We start from the raw sequence: 21,031 nt of genomic DNA on the forward strand, positions 1-21,031 counted from the left end.
CGTCGGCCGCGAGCTGGACGACCGCGGCGCGGCGGTGTTTCGCCCGCAGCCTGCGCAGCCGATGCCCGCGCTATCGCCGGCCCAGCAGCGGCGCCTGGCCGGCCGGCACGGACGCGAGCTGCCCGGCGTGCTGGCGTTGCTGGAAGAGGTCGGCGCCGAGCGGGTGGGCGCCACCGACACGCTCTGGGCGGAGCTGGCCTGGGCGGCGCAGAACGAGCTGGTGCTGCATCTGGACGACCTGCTGCTGCGCCGCACGCGTCTCGGGCTGCTGCTCGCCAACGGCGCCGAGGCCGAGCTGCCGCGCATCCGCACGCTGTGCCAGGCGCGGCTGGGCTGGAGCGACGAGCGCTGGCAGCGCGAGGCGCACGACTACCTGCGCCTGTGGCAGCACTGCTATCGCCTGCCGCGGAGTGAAGACATGAGCCGAGTGAGCGCATCGTGAACGAACCAAGCTACCTGCTGGCCATCGACAACGGCACCCAGAGTGTCCGCGCATTGCTGTTCGACCTGTCCGGCAACCTGCTCGGCAAGGGCAAGGTCGAGCTGGACCCCTACTATTCGGTGCAGCCGGGCTGGGCCGAGCAGGACCCGGACTACTTCTGGGCGAGCCTGGGCGAGGCCTGCCAGCGGCTGTGGCGCAGCACGAACATCGACCGCCGCCTGATTCGCGGCGTGGCGTTGACCACCCAGCGCGGCACGCTGATCAACGTCGACGCGGCGGGCACGCCGCTGCGTCCGGCGATCCTCTGGCTCGACCAGCGGCGCGCCGAGGTCCGTGAGCGCATCAAGGGGCCCTGGGGCTGGCTGTTCAAGGTGGCGCGTGCGCAGGCGACGGTGGACCACGTGCGCGCCCAGGCCGAGGTCAACTGGATCGCACAGAACCAGCCGGACATCTGGGCGAAGACGCACAAGCTGCTGCTGCTTTCGGGCTTCCTCACGCACCGGCTCACCGGGCGCTTCGCCGATTCGGTGGGCTGCACCGTCGGCTACCTGCCGTTCGACTACAAGCGCCTGCGCTGGGCCGGTCCGCGCGACTGGAAGTGGCAGGCGATGCCGGTGCGCCGCGAGCAGCTCGCCGAGCTCTACAAGCCCGGCGAAACGCTCGGCACGATCAGCGCCGAAGCCAGTGCGCACACCGGCATTCCGCAGGGCCTTCCGTTGATCGCGGCGGCTTCGGACAAAGCCTGCGAGGTGATCGGCGCCGGCGGCGTGGTACCGAACATCGCCTGTCTGTCCTACGGCACCACGGCCACCATCAACACCACGCGACGTCGCTACCTGGAGGTGACACCGCTGATCCCGCCTTACCCGGCGGCGATTCCCGACCACTACAACAGCGAGGTGATGATCTACCGCGGCTACTGGATGGTCAGTTGGTTCAAGCAGCAGTTCGGCCTGGAGGAAACCCAGCGCGCCAAGGCGCTGGACGTGGAGCCGGAGGCACTGTTCGACGAACTGGTGAGAGCGGTCCCGCCGGGATCGATGGGGCTGATGCTGCAACCCTACTGGACGCCCGGCATCCGCGAGCCGGGCATCGAGGCGAAAGGCGCGATCATCGGATTCGGCGACGTGCACACGCGGGCGCACATGTATCGGGCGATCCTCGAAGGGCTGGCCTACGCCCTGCGCGAAGGCCGCGAGCGCATCGAGAAACGCTCCGGCACGCCGATCACCCGCCTGCGCGTATCCGGCGGCGGTTCGCAGAGCGATGCGGCGATGCAGCTGACCGCCGACATCTTCGGCCTGCCCGCGGAACGCCCGCACCTCTACGAGACCTCCGGCCTGGGAGCGGCCATCGATTGCGCGGTGGGCCTCGGCCTACATGCGGATTTTCCCAGCGCGATCGCCGCGATGACCCGCGTGGGCCAGGTCTTTCAGCCCGACCCGCAGGCGCAGGCGATCTACCAGCGGTTGTACCGCGAGGTCTACCAGCGCATGTACCGGCGGCTCGAGCCGCTGTACCGCAGCATCAGCGAGATCACCGGCTATCCGGGCTAGAGGGGTTGGCGATGGTTCGCCGGGCGAGCTGGAACTGCAGCCTTGGCTAACTGATAGCCAGGATCAGCAGGCGGCGCTGAGCCGCGGCCATCTGGCGGACGAACCGGCCGCCGCGCACGTCATCCGCACAGAAACTTTCCCCGTGCCTGTCGATCCGATCTAGGCGGGCGCCCATTCGGCCGTCGCGCAGTGGATATTCCAGGGGAACCGGTGATGAGCGAGCGCAGGGCGTTCTTGATTCTGCATGGCAAGCAGGCCGCCAACGACGAGGTTCGTGCCGCGGTGATGGCGCGTCGCAAGGAGGGCTGGGAGCTGACGGTGCGGGTGACCTGGGAGCCCGGCGATGCCCAGCGCCTGGTCGACGAAGCGCTGGATGCCGGTTACCCGATCATCATCGCGGGTGGCGGTGACGGCACGGTGCGCGACGTGGCCGAAGCGATGGCGCAGAAGGAGACCGACGCCAGCCTGGTGTTGCTGCCGCTGGGCACGGCGAACGACTTCGCCCGCGCCGCCGGCGTGCCGCTGCCGCCGGACGAAGCCCTCGGCCAACTGGACAACGCGCCGCGTGCGGTGGACATCGGCGACGCCGACGGGCAGCTGTTCCTCAACATGGCTACCGGCGGTTTCGGGTCCAAGGTCACCGCCAACACCTCCGAGGACCTGAAGAAGATCCTCGGCGGCAGTGCCTATCTGCTCACCGGCCTGACCAAGTTTCCCGAGGTGCACTCCGCCTTCGGCCGCTTCACGGGGCCGGATTTCAGCTGGGAGGGCGAGTTTCTCGCGCTCGGCATCGGCAACGGCCGCCAGGCCGGCGGCGGTCACCAGTTGTGCCCGCAGGCGCTGGCGGACGACGGCCTGCTGGACATCTGCATCGTGCCGGCGCCGGCCGATGTGGTCGGTACCCTGACCACCATGCTCACCGGCGGCATTCGCGGGCTGGAGTCGGTGTCGGTCGGCGCGCGGTTGCCGTGGGTCGAGATCGAGGCGCCGGAAGGGCTGGACCTGAACCTGGACGGCGAGCCCATCGAGGTCCGGACCCTGCGCCTGAGCGTCCGGCCGAAGGCGCTGCGCGTGCACCTGCCGGCGAATTCGCCGCTGCTCGGCGGTCAGGCGCAGGCATTGCCGCTGACCCACGCCACCGCCGAGTGATCAGTCGTCCGGGCTGATGATGCCTTCGCGCACCGCGTAGAGCACCAGGCCCGGCACGTCGTGTATCTCCAGGCGTTTCATGATCTGTGAGCGGTGCGCCTCGACGGTCTTCACGCTCAGGCCGAGGCCGCTGGCGATGGCGCGGGTCGATGCACCACGCGAGATCAGCCGTAGGATCTCGATCTGCCGCTGGGTTAGCATCAGGCTCGGCGGAACCGGCGTACGCGCCAGGGCCTGCTCGATGACATGCTGGGCGATCGCCGAACTCAGGTAGCGCTCACCGCGCCCGACCGCGCGCAGCGCGAGGTGCAGTTCGGCCATCGCGGCATCCTTGAGCTGGTAGCCGACGGCGCCCTTCTGCAAGGACTGGAAGACCGTCTCAGGGTCGGTGTGCATCGACAGCATCAGCACCTTGCAACCGGGTGCGTGCTTGGTCAGCAGCTGCAGCGCTTCCAGGCCACCGAAGTCGCGCATCGAAACGTCCAGCAGGATGATGTCCGGTTCCAGTTCGCGGGCCATCTCCACGGCCTGGCCGCCATCCTCGGCCTCGCCGACCACTTCGTAACCTTCCAGGTCGCTGATCATCACCCGCACGCCGGCGCGGATCAGGGCATGGTCGTCGGCCAGCAGCAGCCGGCAAGTCATTGAGCCGCTCCGGCGTCACGGACGCAAAGGGGCGCGGCGAAGGCAATAGCGGATGCAAGGGTCATGTCCATCATTCCCGGCTGGGTTGTCGCAAGCGCCACGGATTGTACGGATCACTGCTCTGTGGCGTCGATCTGGTTGTTATCTAGTCATTGATAATAGACAGAGTGGTTCAGGCTGGCGGCCGAGTTGCGCCTAACGGGGGGAATTAGTGTCGATTGTCAACAATCTTGAAGGAATATCAGGGATCACAGGCCCGCGACGAGCGTCGCGGACCTGCCGGAAAAGCCTCAGCCGCGGTAGTAGCGTTGCGCTACGAACGGCGTCTTAGCGACGCACATCGGTACGCGTTTGCCGCGCACGATGGCCCATACCGGGGTGTCGATCGCCGCGTGGCTGCTCTGCACATAGCCCATGGCGACCGGCGCGCCCAGGCTCGGGCCGAAGCCGCCGCTGCTGACCTGCCCAATCACCTGGCCCTGCGCGTCGACGATCTCCGCGCCTTCACGTACCGGCACGCGTTCCTGCGGCAGCAGGCCGACGCGCTTGTTCGGCGCGCCGTCGCGCTGCTGGGCGAAGATCCGCTCGGCGCCGGGGAAGCCGCCGGCGCGGGCGCCATCGGCACGCCGTGGCTTGGACATCGCCCACAGCAGGCTGGCCTCGATCGGTGTGGTGGCGGTGCTCATGTCGTGGCCGTAGAGGCATAGGCCGGCTTCCAACCGTAGCGAATCGCGGGCGCCGAGGCCGATGGGTTGTATTTCTTCCTCGGCGAGCAGCGCGCGGGCCAGCGCTTCGGCATTCTCCACCGGCACGGAAATCTCGAAACCGTCCTCGCCGGTGTAGCCGGAGCGGCTGACGAAGCAGTCGACGCCCAGCAGCTGCACGCGGCGGAACTGCATGAAGGTCATGCCCGCGACCTCGGGCGCCAGGCGCGCCAGCACGTCCACCGCCTTCGGCCCCTGCAGGGCGAGCAGGGCGCGCGCGTCGAACAGGCTTTCGATCTCGCAGCGCGCGCCGATGCGTTGCTGCAGGTGCGCCAGGTCCTGCTCCTTGCAGGCGGCGTTGACGACCAGGAACAGCGTGTCGTCGCCGAGGTTGGCGACCATCAGGTCGTCGAGGATGCCGCCGTTGTCATCGGTGAACAGCGCGTAACGCTGCATGCCCTGCGGCAGGTCGAGGATGTCCACCGGCACCAGGCTTTCCAGCGCCGCCGCGGCATCCGCGCCGCGCAGTACGATCTGGCCCATGTGCGAAACATCGAACAGGCCGGCCTTCTCGCGGGTGTGCAGGTGCTCCTTCATCACCCCGAGCGGGTACTGTACCGGCATGTCGTAGCCGGCGAACGGCACCATGCGCGCACCGAGTTCCAGGTGCAGGGCGTGTAGCGGGGTTTTCGCCAGGGTTTCGCTGGTCATGTCGTGTGTTCCTGAACAAGAGTGGTGGGAGGGGAAAGCCCCTCTCCCTGGCCCTCTCCGGCAAGCGGGAGAGGGGATTGATCGGTGTGTTGCTTCGACTGTTCCTCCCGTCCCTTGCCGGCGTCCGCTCATGGGCCGGTCGCGGCTTTTCTCTCGTCTCCCGTTCACGGGAGAGCGGCCGGGGGAGAGGGAAGGTCAACATTCGATGATGTTCACGGCAAGTCCGCCGCGCGCGGTTTCCTTGTATTTGCTTTTCATGTCGGCGCCGGTCTGGCGCATGGTGCGGATCACCTTGTCCAGCGAGATGAAGTGCTTGCCATCGCCGCGCAGGGCCATGCGCACGGCGTTGATCGCCTTCACCGAGCCCATCGCGTTGCGCTCGATGCAGGGCACCTGGACCAGCCCGCCGACCGGGTCGCAGGTCAGCCCCAGGTTGTGCTCCATGCCGATCTCGGCGGCGTTCTCCACCTGCTGGACACTGCCGCCCATGACTTCGCAGAGCGCGCCGGCGGCCATCGAGCAGGCCACGCCGACCTCGCCCTGGCAGCCGACTTCGGCGCCGGAGATCGAGGCGTTCTCCTTGTAGAGAATGCCGATGGCGGCGGCGGTGAGCAGGAAGCGCACCACGCCGTCCTCGTCCGCGCCGGCGATGAAGCGCATGTAGTAATGCAGCACGGCGGGGACGATACCGGCGGCGCCGTTGGTGGGGGCAGTGACGACACGGCCGCCGCTGGCGTTTTCCTCGTTCACCGCCAGGGCGTAGAGGTTGACCCAGTCGAGCACGCTCAGCGCATCGCGCAGGTTGGCTTCCGGATTCGCGCACAGCTGCCGGTGCAGCGCGGCGGCGCGGCGCTTGACCTTGAGCCCGCCGGGCATGATGCCCTCGTTGCGGCAGCCGGCGGCGACGCAGTCCTGCATCACCTGCCAGATGCGCAGGAGACCGGCGCGGGTTTCCTGCTCCGGGCGCCAGGCGCTTTCGTTGGCGAGCATCACCTGGCTGATCGACAACCCGGATTCCGCGCAGTGGGCGAGCAGTTCGGCACCGGTGGTGAAGGGGTAGCGCAGTGACGTGCGGTCTTCGACGATGCGATCGGCGCCAGCGGCTTCCTCGTCGACGACGAAGCCACCGCCCACCGAGTAGTACTCACGCGAGCGCAACTGCATGCCGGCGGCGTCGAACGCGCGGAACACCAGGCCGTTCGGATGGAACGGCAGCGGCTTGCGGATCATCGCCAGGTGTTCCTTCTCGACGAAGCGGATCGGCTTTTCGCCCAGCAGCTTCAGCTCGCCGGAGGAGCGGATCGCCGCCAGCCGGCGCTCGATGGTGCTGGTATCCACGCTGTCCGGCTGTTCGCCTTCCAGGCCGAGGAGCACCGCCTTGTCGCTGCCGTGACCCTTGCCGGTGGCGCCGAGCGAACCGTACAGCTCGACCTTGACGCCGGTGGTCGCGTCCAGCAGGCCGTCGCGCCGCAGCCCTTCGGCGAAGCGCACGGCAGCGCGCATCGGCCCGACGGTGTGCGAGCTGGAGGGGCCGATGCCGATCTTGAACAGGTCGAAAACGCTGAGGGACATGAATCACTCTTCGGTTATGGCCGGTGAGGCGCGGGACACCTCGTCAGCCAACCCTCTCCCACGGAGAGGGTTGGCTGGCGAAAGACCGTCGATTGCGCAGGGCGATCAGGCTTCCTGGTACGCCTCGATCGACGGGCAGGCGCAGACCAGATTGCGGTCGCCGAAGACGTTGTCGACGCGACCGACCGGCGGCCAGTACTTGGCCTCCACCAGCGATGCCAGCGGGTACACCGCCTGCTCGCGGCTGTACGGGTGGCTCCACTCGCCGACCAGCTCCGCCGCGGTGTGCGGGGCGTTCTTCAGTGGGTTGTCGTCGCTGTGCAGGGCACCGCTCTCCACCGCGCGGATTTCCTCGCGGATGGCGATCATGGCGTCGCAGAAGCGGTCGAGTTCCTCGCGCGACTCGCTCTCGGTCGGCTCGATCATCAGCGTGCCGGCGACCGGGAAGGACATGGTCGGGGCGTGGAAGCCGAAGTCGATCAGGCGCTTGGCGACGTCATCGACGCTGACGCCGCTGGTTTCCTTGAGCGGGCGCAGGTCGAGGATGCATTCGTGGGCGACCAGGCCGTTGCTGCCGCTGTAGAGCACCGGGTAATGCTCTTCCAGGCGACGGGCGATGTAGTTGGCGTTGAGGATCGCCATCTGCGAGGCGCGGGTCAGGCCTTCGCCGCCCATCATGCGGATGTACATCCAGGTGATCGGCAGGATGCTGGCGCTGCCGAACGGCGCGGCGCTGACCGCACCTTCCTTGCGCTGCATCTGGCCGTGGCCGGGCATGAACGGCGCCAGGTGTGCCTTGACGCCGATCGGGCCGACGCCCGGGCCGCCGCCGCCGTGGGGGATGCAGAAGGTCTTGTGTAGGTTCAGGTGGGATACGTCGCCGCCGAACTTGCCCGGTGCGCAGAGGCCGACCATGGCGTTCATGTTGGCGCCGTCGATGTACACCTGGCCGCCGTTGTCGTGCACCACCGCGCAGATCTCGCGGATCGCTTCCTCGAACACGCCGTGGGTGGACGGGTAGGTGATCATCAGCGCGGCGAGGCGCGCGCGGTGTTCCTCGGCCTTCTTGCGCAGGTCATCGACGTCGACGTTGCCACGCGTGTCGCAGGCGACCACGACCACGCGCATGCCGACCATGCTGGCGGTGGCCGGGTTGGTGCCGTGGGCCGAGGCGGGGATCAGGCAGATGTCGCGCTGCACGTCGCCACGGCTGTGGTGATAGGCGCGGATCGCCAGCAGGCCGGCGTATTCGCCCTGGGAGCCGGCGTTCGGCTGCAGCGAGATGGCGTCGTAGCCGGTGGCGGCGCAGAGCATGCGCTCCAGGTCGTCGGTCAACTGGGTGTAGCCCTGGCTCTGCTCGACCGGTGCGAACGGGTGCAGGCTGCCGAATTCGGCCCAGGTGATCGGGATCATTTCGCTGGCGGCGTTGAGCTTCATGGTGCAGGAGCCCAGCGGGATCATCGTGCGGTCCAGCGCCAGGTCCTTGTCGGCGAGCTTGCGCAGGTAGCGCATCAGCTCGGTTTCCGAGTGGTAGCGGTTGAACACGGCGTGCTGGAGGAAGCCCGACTGGCGCAGCAGCGCGCCCGGCAGGCGGCTTTCGGCGCAGGCGAGGGCGGCGAAGTCCGGCAGCGCGCCGTCGGCGAAGATCGCCCAGAGCGCTTCGACGTCGGCCGGCGTGGTGGTTTCGTTGAGCGACAGGCCCAGGCGCCCGGCGTCTACCTCGCGCAGGTTGATCCGCGCCTCGCGCGCCTTGGCGTGCAGCGCGGCGGTCTTCTCGCCCGTGGCCAGCGTCAGGGTATCGAAGAAGCTTTCCTGCTCGATGGCGTAGCCCATCTCGACCAGGCCGGCAGCGAGGATCGCGGTCAGGCCGTGCACGCGCTGGGCGATCTGCGTCAGCCCCTGCGGGCCGTGGTAGACGGCGTACATGCTGGCGATGTTGGCCAGCAGCACCTGCGCGGTGCAGATGTTGCTGGTCGCCTTCTCGCGGCGGATGTGCTGCTCGCGGGTCTGCATCGCCAGGCGCAGTGCCGGCTTGCCGAAGCGGTCCACGGAGACGCCCACCAGGCGCCCCGGCATGTCGCGCTTGAAGGCGTCGCGGGTGGCGAAGTAGGCCGCGTGCGGGCCGCCGAAGCCGAGCGGTACGCCGAAGCGCTGGGCGGTGCCGAGGGCGACGTCGGCGCCGAATTCGCCGGGCGGGGTCAGCAGCGTCAGTGCCAGCAGGTCGGCGGCGACCGCCACCAGCGCATTGGCGGCGTGGAAGCGCTCGACCAGCTCGCGGTAGTCGAAGATGTCGCCGTCGGCGCCGGGGTACTGCAGCAGCGCGCCGAAGTAGGCGCTGGCGTCGTCGATCTCGCGCTCGTCGCCGACCACCACCTCGATGCCCAGCGGCTCGGCACGGGTGCGCAGCACGTCGAGGGTCTGCGGCAGGCAGTGCCGGGAGGCGAAGAAGGCGTTGCTCGCCTTGTTCTTAGCCAGGCGCTTGCAGAAGGTCATCGCCTCGGCGGCGGCGGTGGCTTCGTCGAGCAGCGAGGCGTTGGCGATCGGCAGGCCGGTGAGGTCGATGATCAGCGTCTGGAAGTTCAGCAGCGCTTCCAGGCGGCCTTGGGAAATCTCCGGCTGATACGGGGTGTAGGCGGTGTACCAGGCCGGGTTTTCCAGCAGGTTGCGCAGGATCGGCGCCGGCGTGTGGGTGCCGTAGTAACCCTGGCCGATGTAATGGGTGAACAGCTGGTTCTTCGCGGCGATGGCCTTGATCTCGGCCAGGGCCGCGGCTTCGCTCTGCCCGGCCGGCAGGTCGAGCACGCTGGTTCCCTTGATGCTTTCCGGGATCACGCTGGCGGACAGCGCTTCCAGCGAGTCGTAGCCCAGGCTTTGCAGCATGGCGGCGGTGTCGGCCTCGCGCGGGCCGATGTGGCGGGCGATGAATTCGTTCTGCGTGCTCAGTTCGGTCATGGATCAGGCCTCGGCGTTGGCTTTAAGCAGGCGGTCGTAGGCAGCTTGGTCGAGCAGGCCGGCCACCGCATCCACATCGGACGGGCGGAAGCGGAAAAACCAGCCGCCCTCCAGTGGTTGCTCGTTGACCCGTTCCGGGCTGGCTTCCAGCTCCGGGTTGATCTCCACGACTTCACCCGCCAGCGGCATGACGATGTTGCTCGCCGCCTTCACCGATTCGAGTACCGCGACTTCGGCGCCGGCCTCGTAGGCCTGCAACTCGGGGAGTTGCACGAAGACCACGTCGCCGAGCGCGTCCTGGGCAAACGCGGTGATGCCGACGGTAACCAGGCCATCGCTGTCCAGACGCAGCCATTCGTGATCGACGGTGAAACGCAACTCGCTCATGTGAACTCCTGTTGGCGGTTTCCCGCTGCTATGGCGGGATAAACGGTGCGCCCAGGCATGGGGCGCGGTTGCGCAGGTCATAGCAAGCCGGGTGCCATGAAAAGAATATCGTTATTTATCAGTTAGATAGGTATTACAGGCGGCGGCGTGGCGCATCGTGCTGTAGCGAAATCGCTACGCGGCCAATGGTTTCCATGGAAATCAGCGCCTAGAGCCTGCGCAGGCTGTGTCGGCGGCTCTATTTGTAGTGATATCGATACGCTGTTTCGATATCGATACGGGCTGTGGGGCGTCAGGCCTTGCCCGGAATGCCGTACTTGCGCAGACGCTGGGCGATGGCGGTGTGCGAGATCTGCAGCCGCTGCGCCAGTTGCCGGCTGGAGGGGTAGCTGGCGTAGAGCTTTTCCAGCAGCGCGCGCTCGAAGTCGCCGACCGCCTGTTCCAGGCTGCCGACCTCGCCTTCGCTCTGCCGCGCCACCTCGGTCCCGGCGATGTCCAGGTCGTCGATGTCCACCAGGTTGCTCTCGCTGATCGCGGCGGCGCGGAAGATCACGTTCTGCAACTGGCGCACGTTGCCCGGCCAGCGGTTGGCCAGCAGCGCGGGATAGGTGCCGGGCGCCAGTCGGCAGGGCGGGCGCTGGATCTGGGCGCAGGCCTGGGCCATGAAGTGTCCGGCGAGCAGGAGAATGTCCTGGCCGCGGTCGCGCAGGGGCGGCACGTCGAGCTTGAGGACGTTGAGGCGGTAGAAGAGGTCCTCGCGGAAGGTGCCGTCGCCGACCATCTTTTCCAGGTCGCGGTGGGTGGCGCTGAGGATGCGCACGTCCACCTTCACTTCGCGCTCACCGCCGACCCGGCGGAAACTGCCGTCGCTGAGAAAGCGCAGCAGCTTGGCCTGCAGGTAGGGCGACATCTCGCCAATCTCGTCGAGGAACACGGTGCCTTTGTTGGCCAGTTCGAGCAGGCCCGGCTTGCCACCGCGGGCGGCGCCGGTGAAGGCGCCTGGGGCGTAGCCGAAGAGCTCGCTCTCGGCGAGGTTTTCCGGCAGCGCGGCGCAGTTCAGCGCGAGGAAGGGCGCATTGCGCCGGCTGCTGGCGGCGTGGCAGGCGCGGGCCACCAGCTCCTTGCCGGTGCCGGTTTCGCCGTGGATCAGCAGCGGCGCATCGAGCACCGCGACCCGTTGCGCGCGGGCTTTGAGCGTGCGCAACGGCGGCGAGTCGCCGAGCAGGGCATCGAAGCCCTCGGCGTGGTCGTGGTGCAGCGCCGCCAGGCGTTCGCCGATGCGGCTCGGCGAGTACAGCGTGAGTAGGCCGCCGGCGAGATGGCGCTGGTCGGCTTCGACGGACTCGGTGATCGGCATCGCGTCGAGCAGCAGCGCCTGGCCGTTTAGGGTGACTTCGCGCAGCGGGAGGCGGAAGTCCTCGTCCAGCAGCGCCTGTTGCAGTTGCGCGTCGGCGAACAGCTCGCCCAGCGTCTCGCCTTCGAGCTGGCGCCCGCATACCGCGATCAGCGCCGGGTTCGCCAGCAGCACCCGGCAATTGGCGTCCACCGCCAGCACCGGATCGGCCATGGCGGCGAGCAGCGCATCGAGCTGCAGGCGGCGGTGTTGGCCGGGCAGGATGTCGACCACGTTCACCGCCTGCACCCCGCTGACGTTGAACAGCGCGCCGCGCAGTTCGTCGAGCACCTGTGCGCTCAGGGTCGGCGCATCGATGTAGACGTTCGGCGGCACCATCTCGACGGCGTCGAGGTTGAGGTTGCGCCCGCCGAGCAGGGCCAGCACCTCCTGGGTGATGCCGACGCGATCGATGAAGGTGACGTGGATGCGCATGAAGATCCGGGTTCGTGAACGAGCGCGAATTATGCCCGCTACGTCGCCCCGGTGCGACGCCATGTAGTCCATCGGGAGCGGCTTGGTGAGGGGTGGCCTTATGCTACAATCCGCGCCCGGCCGGCTCCCGGACGCCGGTCTGCAGGCGATGCCTGCCTCCCCGAGTCACCTTGTACCCCCGTCGCTCGGCATTCTGTTTCGAAGGAAAATCATGACGTTCACAGCCCCGGACAGTGTGTCCGAGCAGATAGCGCGGCATATCGCCGAGCGGATCATCCATGGCCAACTCAAGGAGCGCGAGCGTATCCAGGAGATCAAGGTGGTCAAGGCGCTCAATGTCAGCCGCGGCTCGGTGCGCGAGGCGCTGCTGATTCTCGAGCGTCGGCACATGGTGGACATCCTGCCGCGGCGCGGCGCCCAGGTCTGCGAGCTGACTCCGCATCACGTGAAGTCCCTGTATGCGCTGGTGACCGAGTTGTACATCCTGCTCAGCGACGCCGTTGCCGATCGTTGGCGGCGCCCGGAAGAGCTGCAGCCCTTCGTCGAGGTGCAGCAGCGCCTGATGCGGGGCATGCAGCATGAGGATGCCGACGTATTCATCCAGGCCAGCATTGATGCCATAGCCGCCACCTTCCCGTTCGCCGACAACCCCTACCTGCAAAGCGTGGTCGAGAACCTGCAGCCGGCAATCGCACGCACCTACCACCTGGCGATCGACGGGCATCCGGAAGAGATGAAGGAAATGATGAACGCCTACGGCCACCTGTTTCAGGCGGTGATCGATCGCAATCCGCCGCGTATTCGTGAGGTAGTCGCCCGCTATTGCCAGCATAATTGCCAGATGGTGCTGGCCGCTCTGGCCAGACGCTGAACGAATCCCCGGGGGCGAGGCGGCACATGCGGTTGAAAAGCATCAAGCTGGCGGGCTTCAAATCCTTCGTCGACCCGACCACCGTGAGCTTTCCCAGCAACATGGCCGCCGTGGTTGGGCCGAACGGGTGCGGTAAGTCGAACATCATCGATGCCGTGCGCTGGGTGATGGGCGAGAGTTCGGCGAAGAACCTCCGCGGCGAGTCGATGACCGACGTCATCTTCAACGGCTCCAACACCCGCAAGCCGGTGACCCAGGCCAGCATCGAGCTGATCTTCGACAACTCCGACGGCAGCCTGACCGGCGAATACGCCGCCTTCGCGGAAATCTCCATCCGCCGCCGGGTCACCCGCGACGCGCAGAACACCTACTTCCTCAACGGCGTGAAATGCCGTCGCCGCGACATCACCGACATCTTCCTCGGCACCGGCCTGGGCCCGCGCAGCTACTCGATCATCGAGCAGGGGATGATCTCCAAGCTGATCGAGGCCAAGCCCGAGGACCTGCGCAACTTCATCGAGGAAGCCGCCGGCATCTCCAAGTACAAGGAGCGGCGCCGCGAGACCGAGAGCCGCATCCGCCGCACCCACGAGAACCTCGCCCGCCTGACCGACCTGCGCGAAGAGCTGGAACGCCAGCTCGAACGCCTGCACCGACAGGCGCAGTCGGCGGAGAAGTACCAGGAATACAAGGCCGAGGAGCGTCAGCTCCGGGCCCAGCTCGCCGGTCTGCGCTGGCGCGCGCTGAACGAACAGGTCGGCCAGCGCGAAGCGGTGATCGGCGATCAGGAAATCGGCTTCGAGGCGCTGGTCGCCGAGCAGCGCAACGCCGACGCCAGCATCGAGCGCCTGCGCGACGGCCATCACGAGCTGTCCGAACGCTTCAATCAGGTCCAGGGTCGCTTCTATTCCGTGGGCGGCGACATCGCCCGCGTCGAGCAGAGCATCCAGCACGGCCAGCAGCGCCTGCGCCAGTTGCAGGACGACCTGCGCGAAGCCGAGCGCGCGCGCCTGGAAACCGAATCGCACCTGGGCCACGACCGCACGCTGCTGGCGACCCTCGGTGAAGAACTGGCGGTCCTCGAACCCGAGCAGGAAATGGCCAGCGCCGCGGCCGAAGAGTCGGCGGCGATGCTCGAAGACGCCGAGGCCGGCATGCACGGCTGGCAGGAACAGTGGGACAGCTTCAACCAGCGCAGCGCCGAGCCGCGCCGCGCCGCCGAAGTATTGCAGGCGCGCCTCCTGCAACTGGAGCAGAGCCTGGAGCGGCTCGCCGAACGCCGCCGTCGCCTGGATGACGAGCGGGCCTTGCTTGCCGCCGACCCGGACGATGCGGCGATCCTCGAACTGAGCGAGCAACTGGCCGTCAGCGACATGCACCTCGAGGAGCTCCAGGCCGCCGAGCAGGCGCTGGCCGAACGGCTCGAGCAACTGCGCGGCGATCTGCAGCAGACGACGCGCGAGCAGCAGCAGGCGCAGGGCGACCTGCAACGCCTCGACGGTCGCATCGCATCGCTGGAAGCGCTCCAGCAGGCGGCGCTGGACCCGGGCAAGGGCACCGCCGAATGGTTGCGCGAGCAGCATCTGGAGCGGCATCCACGCCTGGCCGAGGGGCTGCGCGTCGAGCCGGGCTGGGAGCTGGCGGTGGAAACCGTGCTCGGGGCCGACCTGCAGGCGGTGTTGCTGGACGACTTCGCCGGGCTCGACCTGCAGGGCTTCCAGCAGGGCGACCTGCGCCTGCTCGATCCGGGCAAACCCTCCGCGCGCCATCCGGGCAGCCTGCTGGACAAGGTCGAGGCGCCGGTCGATCTGGCGCCCTGGCTGGCGCTGGTACGCCCGGTGGAAAGCCTCGATGCGGCGCTCGCCGGCCGCGCTGCGCTGGGCGAGGGCGAAAGCCTGATCAGCCGCGACGGCTATTGGGTCGGCCGGCACTTTTTACGCGTGCGTCGTGCCAGCGAGGCGGAAAGCGGGCTGCTCGCCCGCGGCCAGGAGCTGGAGCGCCTGCAGGCGGAACGCGGCGAACGCGAAGCGAGCCTGGAGCAACTCGACGAGCGCCTGCAGCAACGGCGCGATGAGCAGCGCAGCCAGGAAGACGCGCGCGAACGCCAGCGCCGTCTGCTGCAGGACGAAGCGCGCCAGCAGGGCGAACTCAAGGCGCAGCTGTCCGCGCGCCAGGCCAGGCTCGAACAGCTGACCCTGCGTCGCCGGCGCCTCGAAGAAGAACTCGGCGAGCTGGATGAGCAGCGCGCGCTGGAGCACGAGCAACTCGGCGAAGCGCGCCTGCAGTTGCAGGACGCGCTGGACGCGATGGCCACGGACAGCGAGCAGCGCGAGCAACTGCTGGCGCAGCGCGACGCCTTGCGCGAGCGCCTCGACCGCGTCCGCCAGGAAGCCCGGCAGCACAAGGACAACAGCCATCAGCTGGCGGTGCGCGCCGGCTCGCTGAAGGCCCAGCACGATTCCACCCGGCAGGCGCTGGAGCGTCTGGAGCAGCAGTTCGAGCGCGTCATCGAACGCCGCGAGCAGCTCAGCCTCAATCTGGAGGAGGGCGAGGCGCCGCTGGAGGAACTGCGCATCAAGCTCGAGGAACTGCTCGAACGGCGCATGGGCGTGGAGGAAGAACTCAAGCAGGCGCGCCTGGCGCTGGAAGATGCCGATCGCGAGCTGCGCGACGCCGAGAAGCGCCGCACCCAGGCCGAACAGCAGGCGCAACTGCTGCGCGGCCAGCTGGAACAGCAGCGCATGGAATGGCAGGCGCTGACGGTGCGTCGCAAGGCCCTGCAGGAGCAATTGCTGGAGGACGGCTACGACCTCCACGGCGTGCTCGGCAGCCTGCCTGCCGAGGCCAGCGAGAAGGGCTGGGAAGAGGAGCTGGAGCGGCTCGCCGCGCGTATCCAGCGCCTCGGGCCGATCAACCTGGCGGCGATCGACGAGTACCAGCAGCAATCCGAGCGCAAGCGCTACCTGGATGCGCAGAACGCCGACCTGGTCGAGGCGCTGGAGACGCTGGAAAACGTCATCCGCAAGATCGACAAGGAAACCCGCAACCGCTTCAAGGAAACCTTCGACCAGATCAACGGCGGGTTGCAGGCGCTGTTCCCGAAAGTCTTCGGCGGCGGCCAGGCCTATCTGGAACTAACCGGCGAAGATTTACTCGATACCGGGGTGGCGATCATGGCGCGCCCGCCGGGCAAGAAGAACAGCACGATTCACCTGCTGTCCGGCGGCGAAAAGGCACTCACGGCGTTGGCGCTGGTGTTCGCGATCTTCCAGCTCAATCCCGCGCCGTTCTGCATGCTCGACGAAGTGGACGCGCCGCTGGACGACGCCAACGTCGGCCGCTATGCCAGGCTGGTCAAGGAGATGTCGGAAACCGTGCAGTTCATCTACATCACCCACAACAAGATCGCCATGGAGATGGCCGATCAATTGATGGGGGTGACGATGCACGAGCCCGGTTGTTCGCGGCTGGTGGCGGTGGACGTCGAAGAGGCGGTTGCGTTGGTCGAAGCCTGAGCGAAGCACTGCACTTTAACCGTTCGTCGTGCTAGCTTAGGGACCCATTTCAGTATGCGCGGAAAACACCTGTAAGAACATACAGTTGCCGCGTTTCAAGGGGCAGGATGCCCTTCTTCATTTTTCATATTCAAGGTAGGGGTCATAGGATTTCATGGAGCTGCGCTATTGGCTGATCGTTGTCGGTATCATCGTAATCGTCGGCATCCTGTTCGATGGCTGGCGGCGCATGCGCGGCGGTAAAGGCAAACTCAAGTTCAAGCTCGACCGTAGTTTCTCCAACCTCCCCGATGACGAAGGCGACCCCGAACTGCTCGGCCCGCCGCGGGTGATCGAGCGCAACGCGCACAACGAACCGCAGCTGGACGAAGGCGATCTTCCCTCCATGAGCGCGCGTGATGGCAAGCGTCGCGGCGAGCCGCGTCAGGGCGACCTGGAGTTGGGCGGCGAAGAGCCGGTGCCGACCCTGCTCAGCCCCGTCGACGAAGACCTCGCTGCCAGCAAAGGCGAACCCCGCGACCTGCCACCGGTCGAGGAAGTGCTGGTGATCAACGTGATTTCCCGCGACGCGCTCGGCTTCAAGGGCCCGGCGCTGTTGCAGAACATCCTCGAAAGCGGGCTGCGCTTCGGCGAGATGGACATCTTCCATCGTCACGAAAGCATGGCCGGCAACGGCGAAGTGCTGTTCTCCATGGCCAACGCGGTCAAGCCGGGAACCTTCGATCTGGACGACATCGACCTGTTCAGCACGCCGGCGGTGAGCTTCTTCCTCGGCCTGCCAGGCCCGCGCCATCCCAAGCAGGCCTTCGATGTGATGGTCGCTGCCGCGCGCAAACTGTCCCAGGAGCTCAACGGCGAGCTGAAGGACGACCAGCGCAGCGTGCTGACCGCGCAGACCATCGAGCACTACCGCCAGCGCATCGTCGAGTTCGAGCGCCGCGGGCTGACGATGAGACGCTGATTCGTTTCCTGGCCAGGGACCTCGCGCCCCTCGCCGCCAGTCAAAGAGAGCAGCCCTGGCTGCTCTTTTGCTTTTTCGAGACACGAGAATGACCGACGCCGCCCTACCTGCTCAGCAGGCCGCCGAACGCATCGCCGCCCTGCGCAGCGAGATCGATGCGCACAACTACCGCTACTACGTCCTCGACGAGCCGAGCGTGCCGGACGCCGAGTACGACCGCCTGTTCAAGGAACTTCGCGCCCTGGAGGCCGAGCATCCCGAACTGGTTACCGCCGAGTCGCCGACCCAGCGTGTCGGGGGCGAAGCGCTGGCGGCGTTCGGCCAGGTGCGCCACGAAGTGCCGATGCTCAGCCTGGGCAACGCCTTCGAGGAGCAGGACCTGCTGGACTTCGACCGCCGCGTGCGCGAAGGCCTGGACCTGCCGGCCGGCGATCTGTTCGGCGGCGGCGCCGAGGTGGAGTACAGCTGCGAGCCCAAGCTCGACGGGCTGGCGGTCAGCCTTCTCTACGAAAACGGCCAACTGGTGCGCGGCGCCACGCGCGGCGACGGCAGCACCGGCGAAGACATCAGCGCCAACGTGCGCACCGTGCGCAACATTCCCCTCAAGTTGCACGGCAGCGGCTGGCCGGCGGTGCTGGAAGTGCGCGGCGAAATCTACATGCCCAAGGCGGGCTTCGAGGCGCTCAACGCGCGGCAGCTGGAGAACGGCGGCAAGACCTTCGCCAACCCGCGCAACGCCGCCGCCGGCAGCCTGCGCCAACTCGATCCGCGGATCACCGCGTCACGCCCGCTGGAGCTCTGCGCCTACGGTGTCGGGCGCAGCGATGGCGGTTTGCCGGGCAATCACATCGACATGCTCAAGGCGCTGAAGGGCTGGGGCCTGCCGATCAGCCGCGAGCTGAAGCTGGCAAGGGGCATCGCCGAATGCCGGGCCTACTACCAGGCGATCGGCGAGAAGCGCGATGCGCTGGCCTACGAGATCGACGGCGTGGTGTTCAAGGTCAACGATTTCGCCCAGCAGCGCGAACTGGGCTTTCGCGCCCGTGAGCCGCGCTGGGCCATCGCGCACAAGTTCCCGGCGCGCGAGGAAATCACCGAGCTGCTGGGCGTCGAGTTCCAGGTTGGCCGTACCGGCGCGATCACCCCGGTGGCGCGGCTGAAACCGGTGCAGGTGGCGGGCGTGACGGTGTCCAACGCGACCCTGCACAACATGGACGAAGTGGCGCGCCTGGGGGTGATGATCGGCGACAGCGTGATCGTCCGTCGCGCCGGCGACGTGATTCCGCAGATTCTCGGCGTGATCGCCGAGCGCCGCCCGGCCGATGCGCGCGCGGTGCATGTCCCGGAGCGTTGCCCGGTGTGCGGCTCGGCCGTCGAGCGCACCCAACTGGTCAAGCGCAGCAAGGGCCGCGAATCGGTCAGCGAAGGCTCGATCTATCGCTGCGTCGGGCGGCTCGCCTGCCAGGCGCAACTCAAGCAGGCGATCATCCATTTCGTCTCGCGCCGCGCCATGGATATCGACGGCCTGGGCGACAAGATCGTCGAGCAACTGGTGGACAAGGGCCTGGTGGCGTCGCCGGCGGACCTCTATACGCTGACCTACGAACAGGTCGTCGAGCTGGAAGGCTTCGCCGAGCTGTCGACGAAGAACCTGCTGGCGTCCATCGACAAGAGCCGCACGCCCAGCCTGGCGCGCTTCATCTTCGCCCTCGGCATTCCCGATGTGGGCGAGGAGACGGCGAAGTTGCTGGCCCGCGCCCTCGGTTCGCTGGAACGCATCGGCACGGCGTTGCCCGAAGTGCTCACCTACCTGCCGGACGTGGGCGGCGAAGTGGCCCACGAGATCCACAGCTTCTTCGAGGACGCGCACAACCGCGAGGTGATCGCCCAGTTGCGCGAGCGCGGCGTCAGGTTCCAGGAGGAGGGCGAGCTGCACGCCGAATTCGCCGCCTGCGCGAGCCTGGCCGGCTTCATCGACAAGCTGAACATTCCCTTCATCGCCGCCACCGGCGCGGAACGACTGGCGACCCGCTTCGGGTCGCTGGAGGCGATCATCGGCGCCGACTGGCTCGACCTGCGCCAGGTCGAACGGCTCAACGAGAAGGCCGCGCGCGCGCTGCGCGATTTCTTCGACGCGCCGGAAAACGCCGAACGCGCGCGCGCCATCGAGGCGCAGCTGCGTGAGTTCGGCATGCACTGGGACAGCGAGCGCAAAGCTGCCGCCGGGCTGCCATTGGCCGGCCAGACCTGGGTGCTCACCGGCACGCTGGAGGCGATGAGCCGCGACCTGGCCAAGGAGCGGCTGGAGGCGCTGGGCGCCAAGGTCGCCGGCTCGGTATCGGCGAAGACCCACTGCGTCGTCGCCGGGCCGGGCGCCGGCTCCAAGCTGACCAAGGCCAACGAGCTGGGACTCAAGGTGCTGGACGAGGCGCAGTTCATCGCCGAGCTGGAAACGCTCCAGCAATAGGCCGGTCGACGTTGCTGCCCGATGTCCGGGCGACGTGTGACGGCTTCGGCCGCTGCACGTAGGGCGATGACGCGGCTCCGCCAGGCGCCTACGCGTCACCGAGTCGCCGTCGTCTCCGCGGCGTTGCGATGGTCGGCAACACCCGGCGTGTTGTCCGCCCCGCCTGCTCCCAGCGCCTTGTACAAGGCGATTTCCCCGCGCCGTTGCGCCAGTTCGCTGAGGGCCAGCGTATCGCGCGCCTGATTCAGGCTGCGCTGCGCCACCAGCACTGGCAGGTAGGCGCTCAATCCTCGCGAATATAGCTGGCTGGCCTGTTGCAGCGCCTGATGGCTGTCGGCAACGGCCTTCTGCAACGCGGCTTGCCGCTGGCGTTCGCTGTTCCATGCGGTCAAGGCGTCCTCCACGTCGCGCAGCGCCGCACGCAGGTCCCGCTCGTAGAGGCGCCGCACGGCGTCGGTATTGGCCTGTGCCGCGGTCACGCCTGCCCGCGTGCGTCCGCCGTCGTAGAGCGACTGGCTGCCCTGCATCGCCGCCGACCATGCCAGGCTGGCGCCGGAGAACAGGTCGTGGATGACGCTGGCGCTGGTGCCAAGCCCTAAGGGAATGCGGAAACTGGGAAAGCGTTGCGCCTCGGCCACGCCGATCTGCGCGGTGGCGGCGGCCAGGCGGCGTTCGTCCGCGCGCAGGTCGGGGCGTTGGCGAATGACGTCCGAAGGCAGCGACAGCGGCAAATCGGCTGGCATGGGCAGCGCGGGAGCGGGCGTGGCCAGGGCGGCACGCCAGTCGCCGGGAAACCCGCCCGCCAGCACGCCTATGGCATGGCTGAAATGGGCGATGTCCGCGTCAAGCAGGGGCGGTTGCGCCTCGGCCATTTCGCGCTCGGCGCGGGCCTGGGTGACATCGGCCAGCGTGCCCAGGCCGCTGCGCTGCGCCTGTTCGGCCAAGCGCTCGGCTTCGGCCAGCGTGCGGATGTTGTCCTGCGCAATGAGCAGGCGCTGTTGCGCGGTACGCAGCCCGGCGTAATCGGACACCACCTCGGCCACCAGGCTCACCTGCAGCGCACCACGGTCCTCGGCCAGCGCCTGGATGCCGGAGTCGGCGGCCTCGACCGCGCGGCGCGTGGCGCCGAACAGGTCCGGCTCCCAACTGGCATCGAAGCCCAGGTGCCAGGTCCGCGCCTGTCCGCCGGGCTGCGAGCCGAGTGCCTCGCTGCCGCGTGCGGCCTCGCCAGCGGCGCCGATCGAGACCTCGGGCAGATCGGAAGAGCGTCG

The 21,031-nt window shown here is 67.8% G+C and carries 14 protein-coding genes; 7 read left to right on the forward strand and 7 right to left on the reverse strand.

Annotated features, from left to right (window positions below):
* From B2X67_RS20425 to yegS, 3 genes are all read left to right on the forward strand, one after another.
* A partial coding sequence (locus B2X67_RS20425; protein WP_286786621.1) for a glycerol-3-phosphate dehydrogenase C-terminal domain-containing protein occupies positions 1 to 442 on the forward strand: 442 nt, incomplete at its 5' end.
* On the forward strand, positions 439 to 1,998 hold the full coding sequence (locus B2X67_RS20430; RefSeq protein WP_273229259.1) for an FGGY-family carbohydrate kinase: 1,560 nt from the start codon (positions 439 to 441) through the stop codon (positions 1,996 to 1,998). The genes B2X67_RS20425 and B2X67_RS20430, both read left to right, overlap by 4 nt.
* A 213-nt stretch (positions 1,999 to 2,211) precedes the next feature.
* Positions 2,212 to 3,147, forward strand: coding sequence for a lipid kinase YegS (yegS, locus tag B2X67_RS20435; RefSeq protein ID WP_273229258.1), 936 nt, complete (start codon positions 2,212 to 2,214; stop codon positions 3,145 to 3,147).
* On the opposite strand, the gene B2X67_RS20440 is transcribed toward yegS, so the two are convergent.
* From B2X67_RS20440 to B2X67_RS20465, 6 genes are all read right to left on the reverse strand, one after another.
* Positions 3,148 to 3,792: a response regulator gene (locus tag B2X67_RS20440; protein ID WP_286786622.1), complete on the reverse strand. Its 645-nt coding sequence runs from the start codon at positions 3,790 to 3,792 to the stop codon at positions 3,148 to 3,150.
* A 290-nt stretch (positions 3,793 to 4,082) separates the two neighbouring features.
* Positions 4,083 to 5,207, reverse strand: a complete 1,125-nt coding sequence (gcvT, locus tag B2X67_RS20445) for a glycine cleavage system aminomethyltransferase GcvT (RefSeq protein ID WP_286786623.1) — start codon at positions 5,205 to 5,207, stop codon at positions 4,083 to 4,085.
* A 195-nt stretch (positions 5,208 to 5,402) separates the two neighbouring features.
* A complete protein-coding gene (locus B2X67_RS20450; protein WP_286786624.1) occupies positions 5,403 to 6,779 on the reverse strand; it encodes an L-serine ammonia-lyase in 1,377 nt (458 codons plus the stop codon).
* 105 nt (positions 6,780 to 6,884) lie between these two features.
* Complete coding sequence (gene gcvP / locus B2X67_RS20455) at positions 6,885 to 9,731, reverse strand: aminomethyl-transferring glycine dehydrogenase (RefSeq protein WP_286786625.1); 2,847 nt, start codon at positions 9,729 to 9,731, stop codon at positions 6,885 to 6,887.
* 3 nt (positions 9,732 to 9,734) lie between these two features.
* Positions 9,735 to 10,118 carry a glycine cleavage system protein GcvH gene (gene gcvH, locus B2X67_RS20460; RefSeq protein WP_090229438.1) on the reverse strand — a complete coding sequence of 128 codons (384 nt, stop codon included), beginning with the start codon at positions 10,116 to 10,118 and terminating at the stop codon, positions 9,735 to 9,737.
* A 292-nt stretch (positions 10,119 to 10,410) separates the two neighbouring features.
* Positions 10,411 to 11,946 carry a sigma-54-dependent transcriptional regulator gene (locus tag B2X67_RS20465; RefSeq protein ID WP_286786626.1) on the reverse strand — a complete coding sequence of 512 codons (1,536 nt, stop codon included), beginning with the start codon at positions 11,944 to 11,946 and terminating at the stop codon, positions 10,411 to 10,413.
* Between the two features lie 211 nt (positions 11,947 to 12,157).
* Here B2X67_RS20465 and B2X67_RS20470 point away from each other — a divergent pair, with 211 nt between their 5' ends.
* The 4 genes from B2X67_RS20470 (at position 12,158) to ligA (ending at position 19,760) form a co-directional block, all read left to right on the forward strand.
* The gene (locus tag B2X67_RS20470; RefSeq protein ID WP_273229252.1) at positions 12,158 to 12,817 is read left to right on the forward strand and encodes a GntR family transcriptional regulator; all 660 of its coding nucleotides are present in this window, start codon (positions 12,158 to 12,160) and stop codon (positions 12,815 to 12,817) included.
* A 26-nt stretch (positions 12,818 to 12,843) separates the two neighbouring features.
* Positions 12,844 to 16,332: a chromosome segregation protein SMC gene (gene smc / locus B2X67_RS20475; protein ID WP_286786627.1), complete on the forward strand. Its 3,489-nt coding sequence runs from the start codon at positions 12,844 to 12,846 to the stop codon at positions 16,330 to 16,332.
* Positions 16,333 to 16,486: 154 nt separating this feature from the next.
* On the forward strand, positions 16,487 to 17,293 hold the full coding sequence (gene zipA / locus B2X67_RS20480) for a cell division protein ZipA (protein WP_273229250.1): 807 nt from the start codon (positions 16,487 to 16,489) through the stop codon (positions 17,291 to 17,293).
* An 88-nt stretch (positions 17,294 to 17,381) separates the two neighbouring features.
* Complete coding sequence (gene ligA / locus B2X67_RS20485; RefSeq protein ID WP_286786628.1) at positions 17,382 to 19,760, forward strand: NAD-dependent DNA ligase LigA; 2,379 nt, start codon at positions 17,382 to 17,384, stop codon at positions 19,758 to 19,760.
* 95 nt (positions 19,761 to 19,855) lie between these two features.
* Here the strand turns inward: ligA and B2X67_RS20490 are convergent.
* Positions 19,856 to 21,031, reverse strand: a 1,176-nt coding sequence (locus B2X67_RS20490; protein ID WP_286786629.1) for an efflux transporter outer membrane subunit, incomplete at its 5' end; no start/stop codon positions are given.

The organism is Pseudomonas sp. UBA3153 (assembly GCF_002364635.1).
Classification (GTDB): domain Bacteria; phylum Pseudomonadota; class Gammaproteobacteria; order Pseudomonadales; family Pseudomonadaceae; genus Pseudomonas_O; species Pseudomonas_O kuykendallii.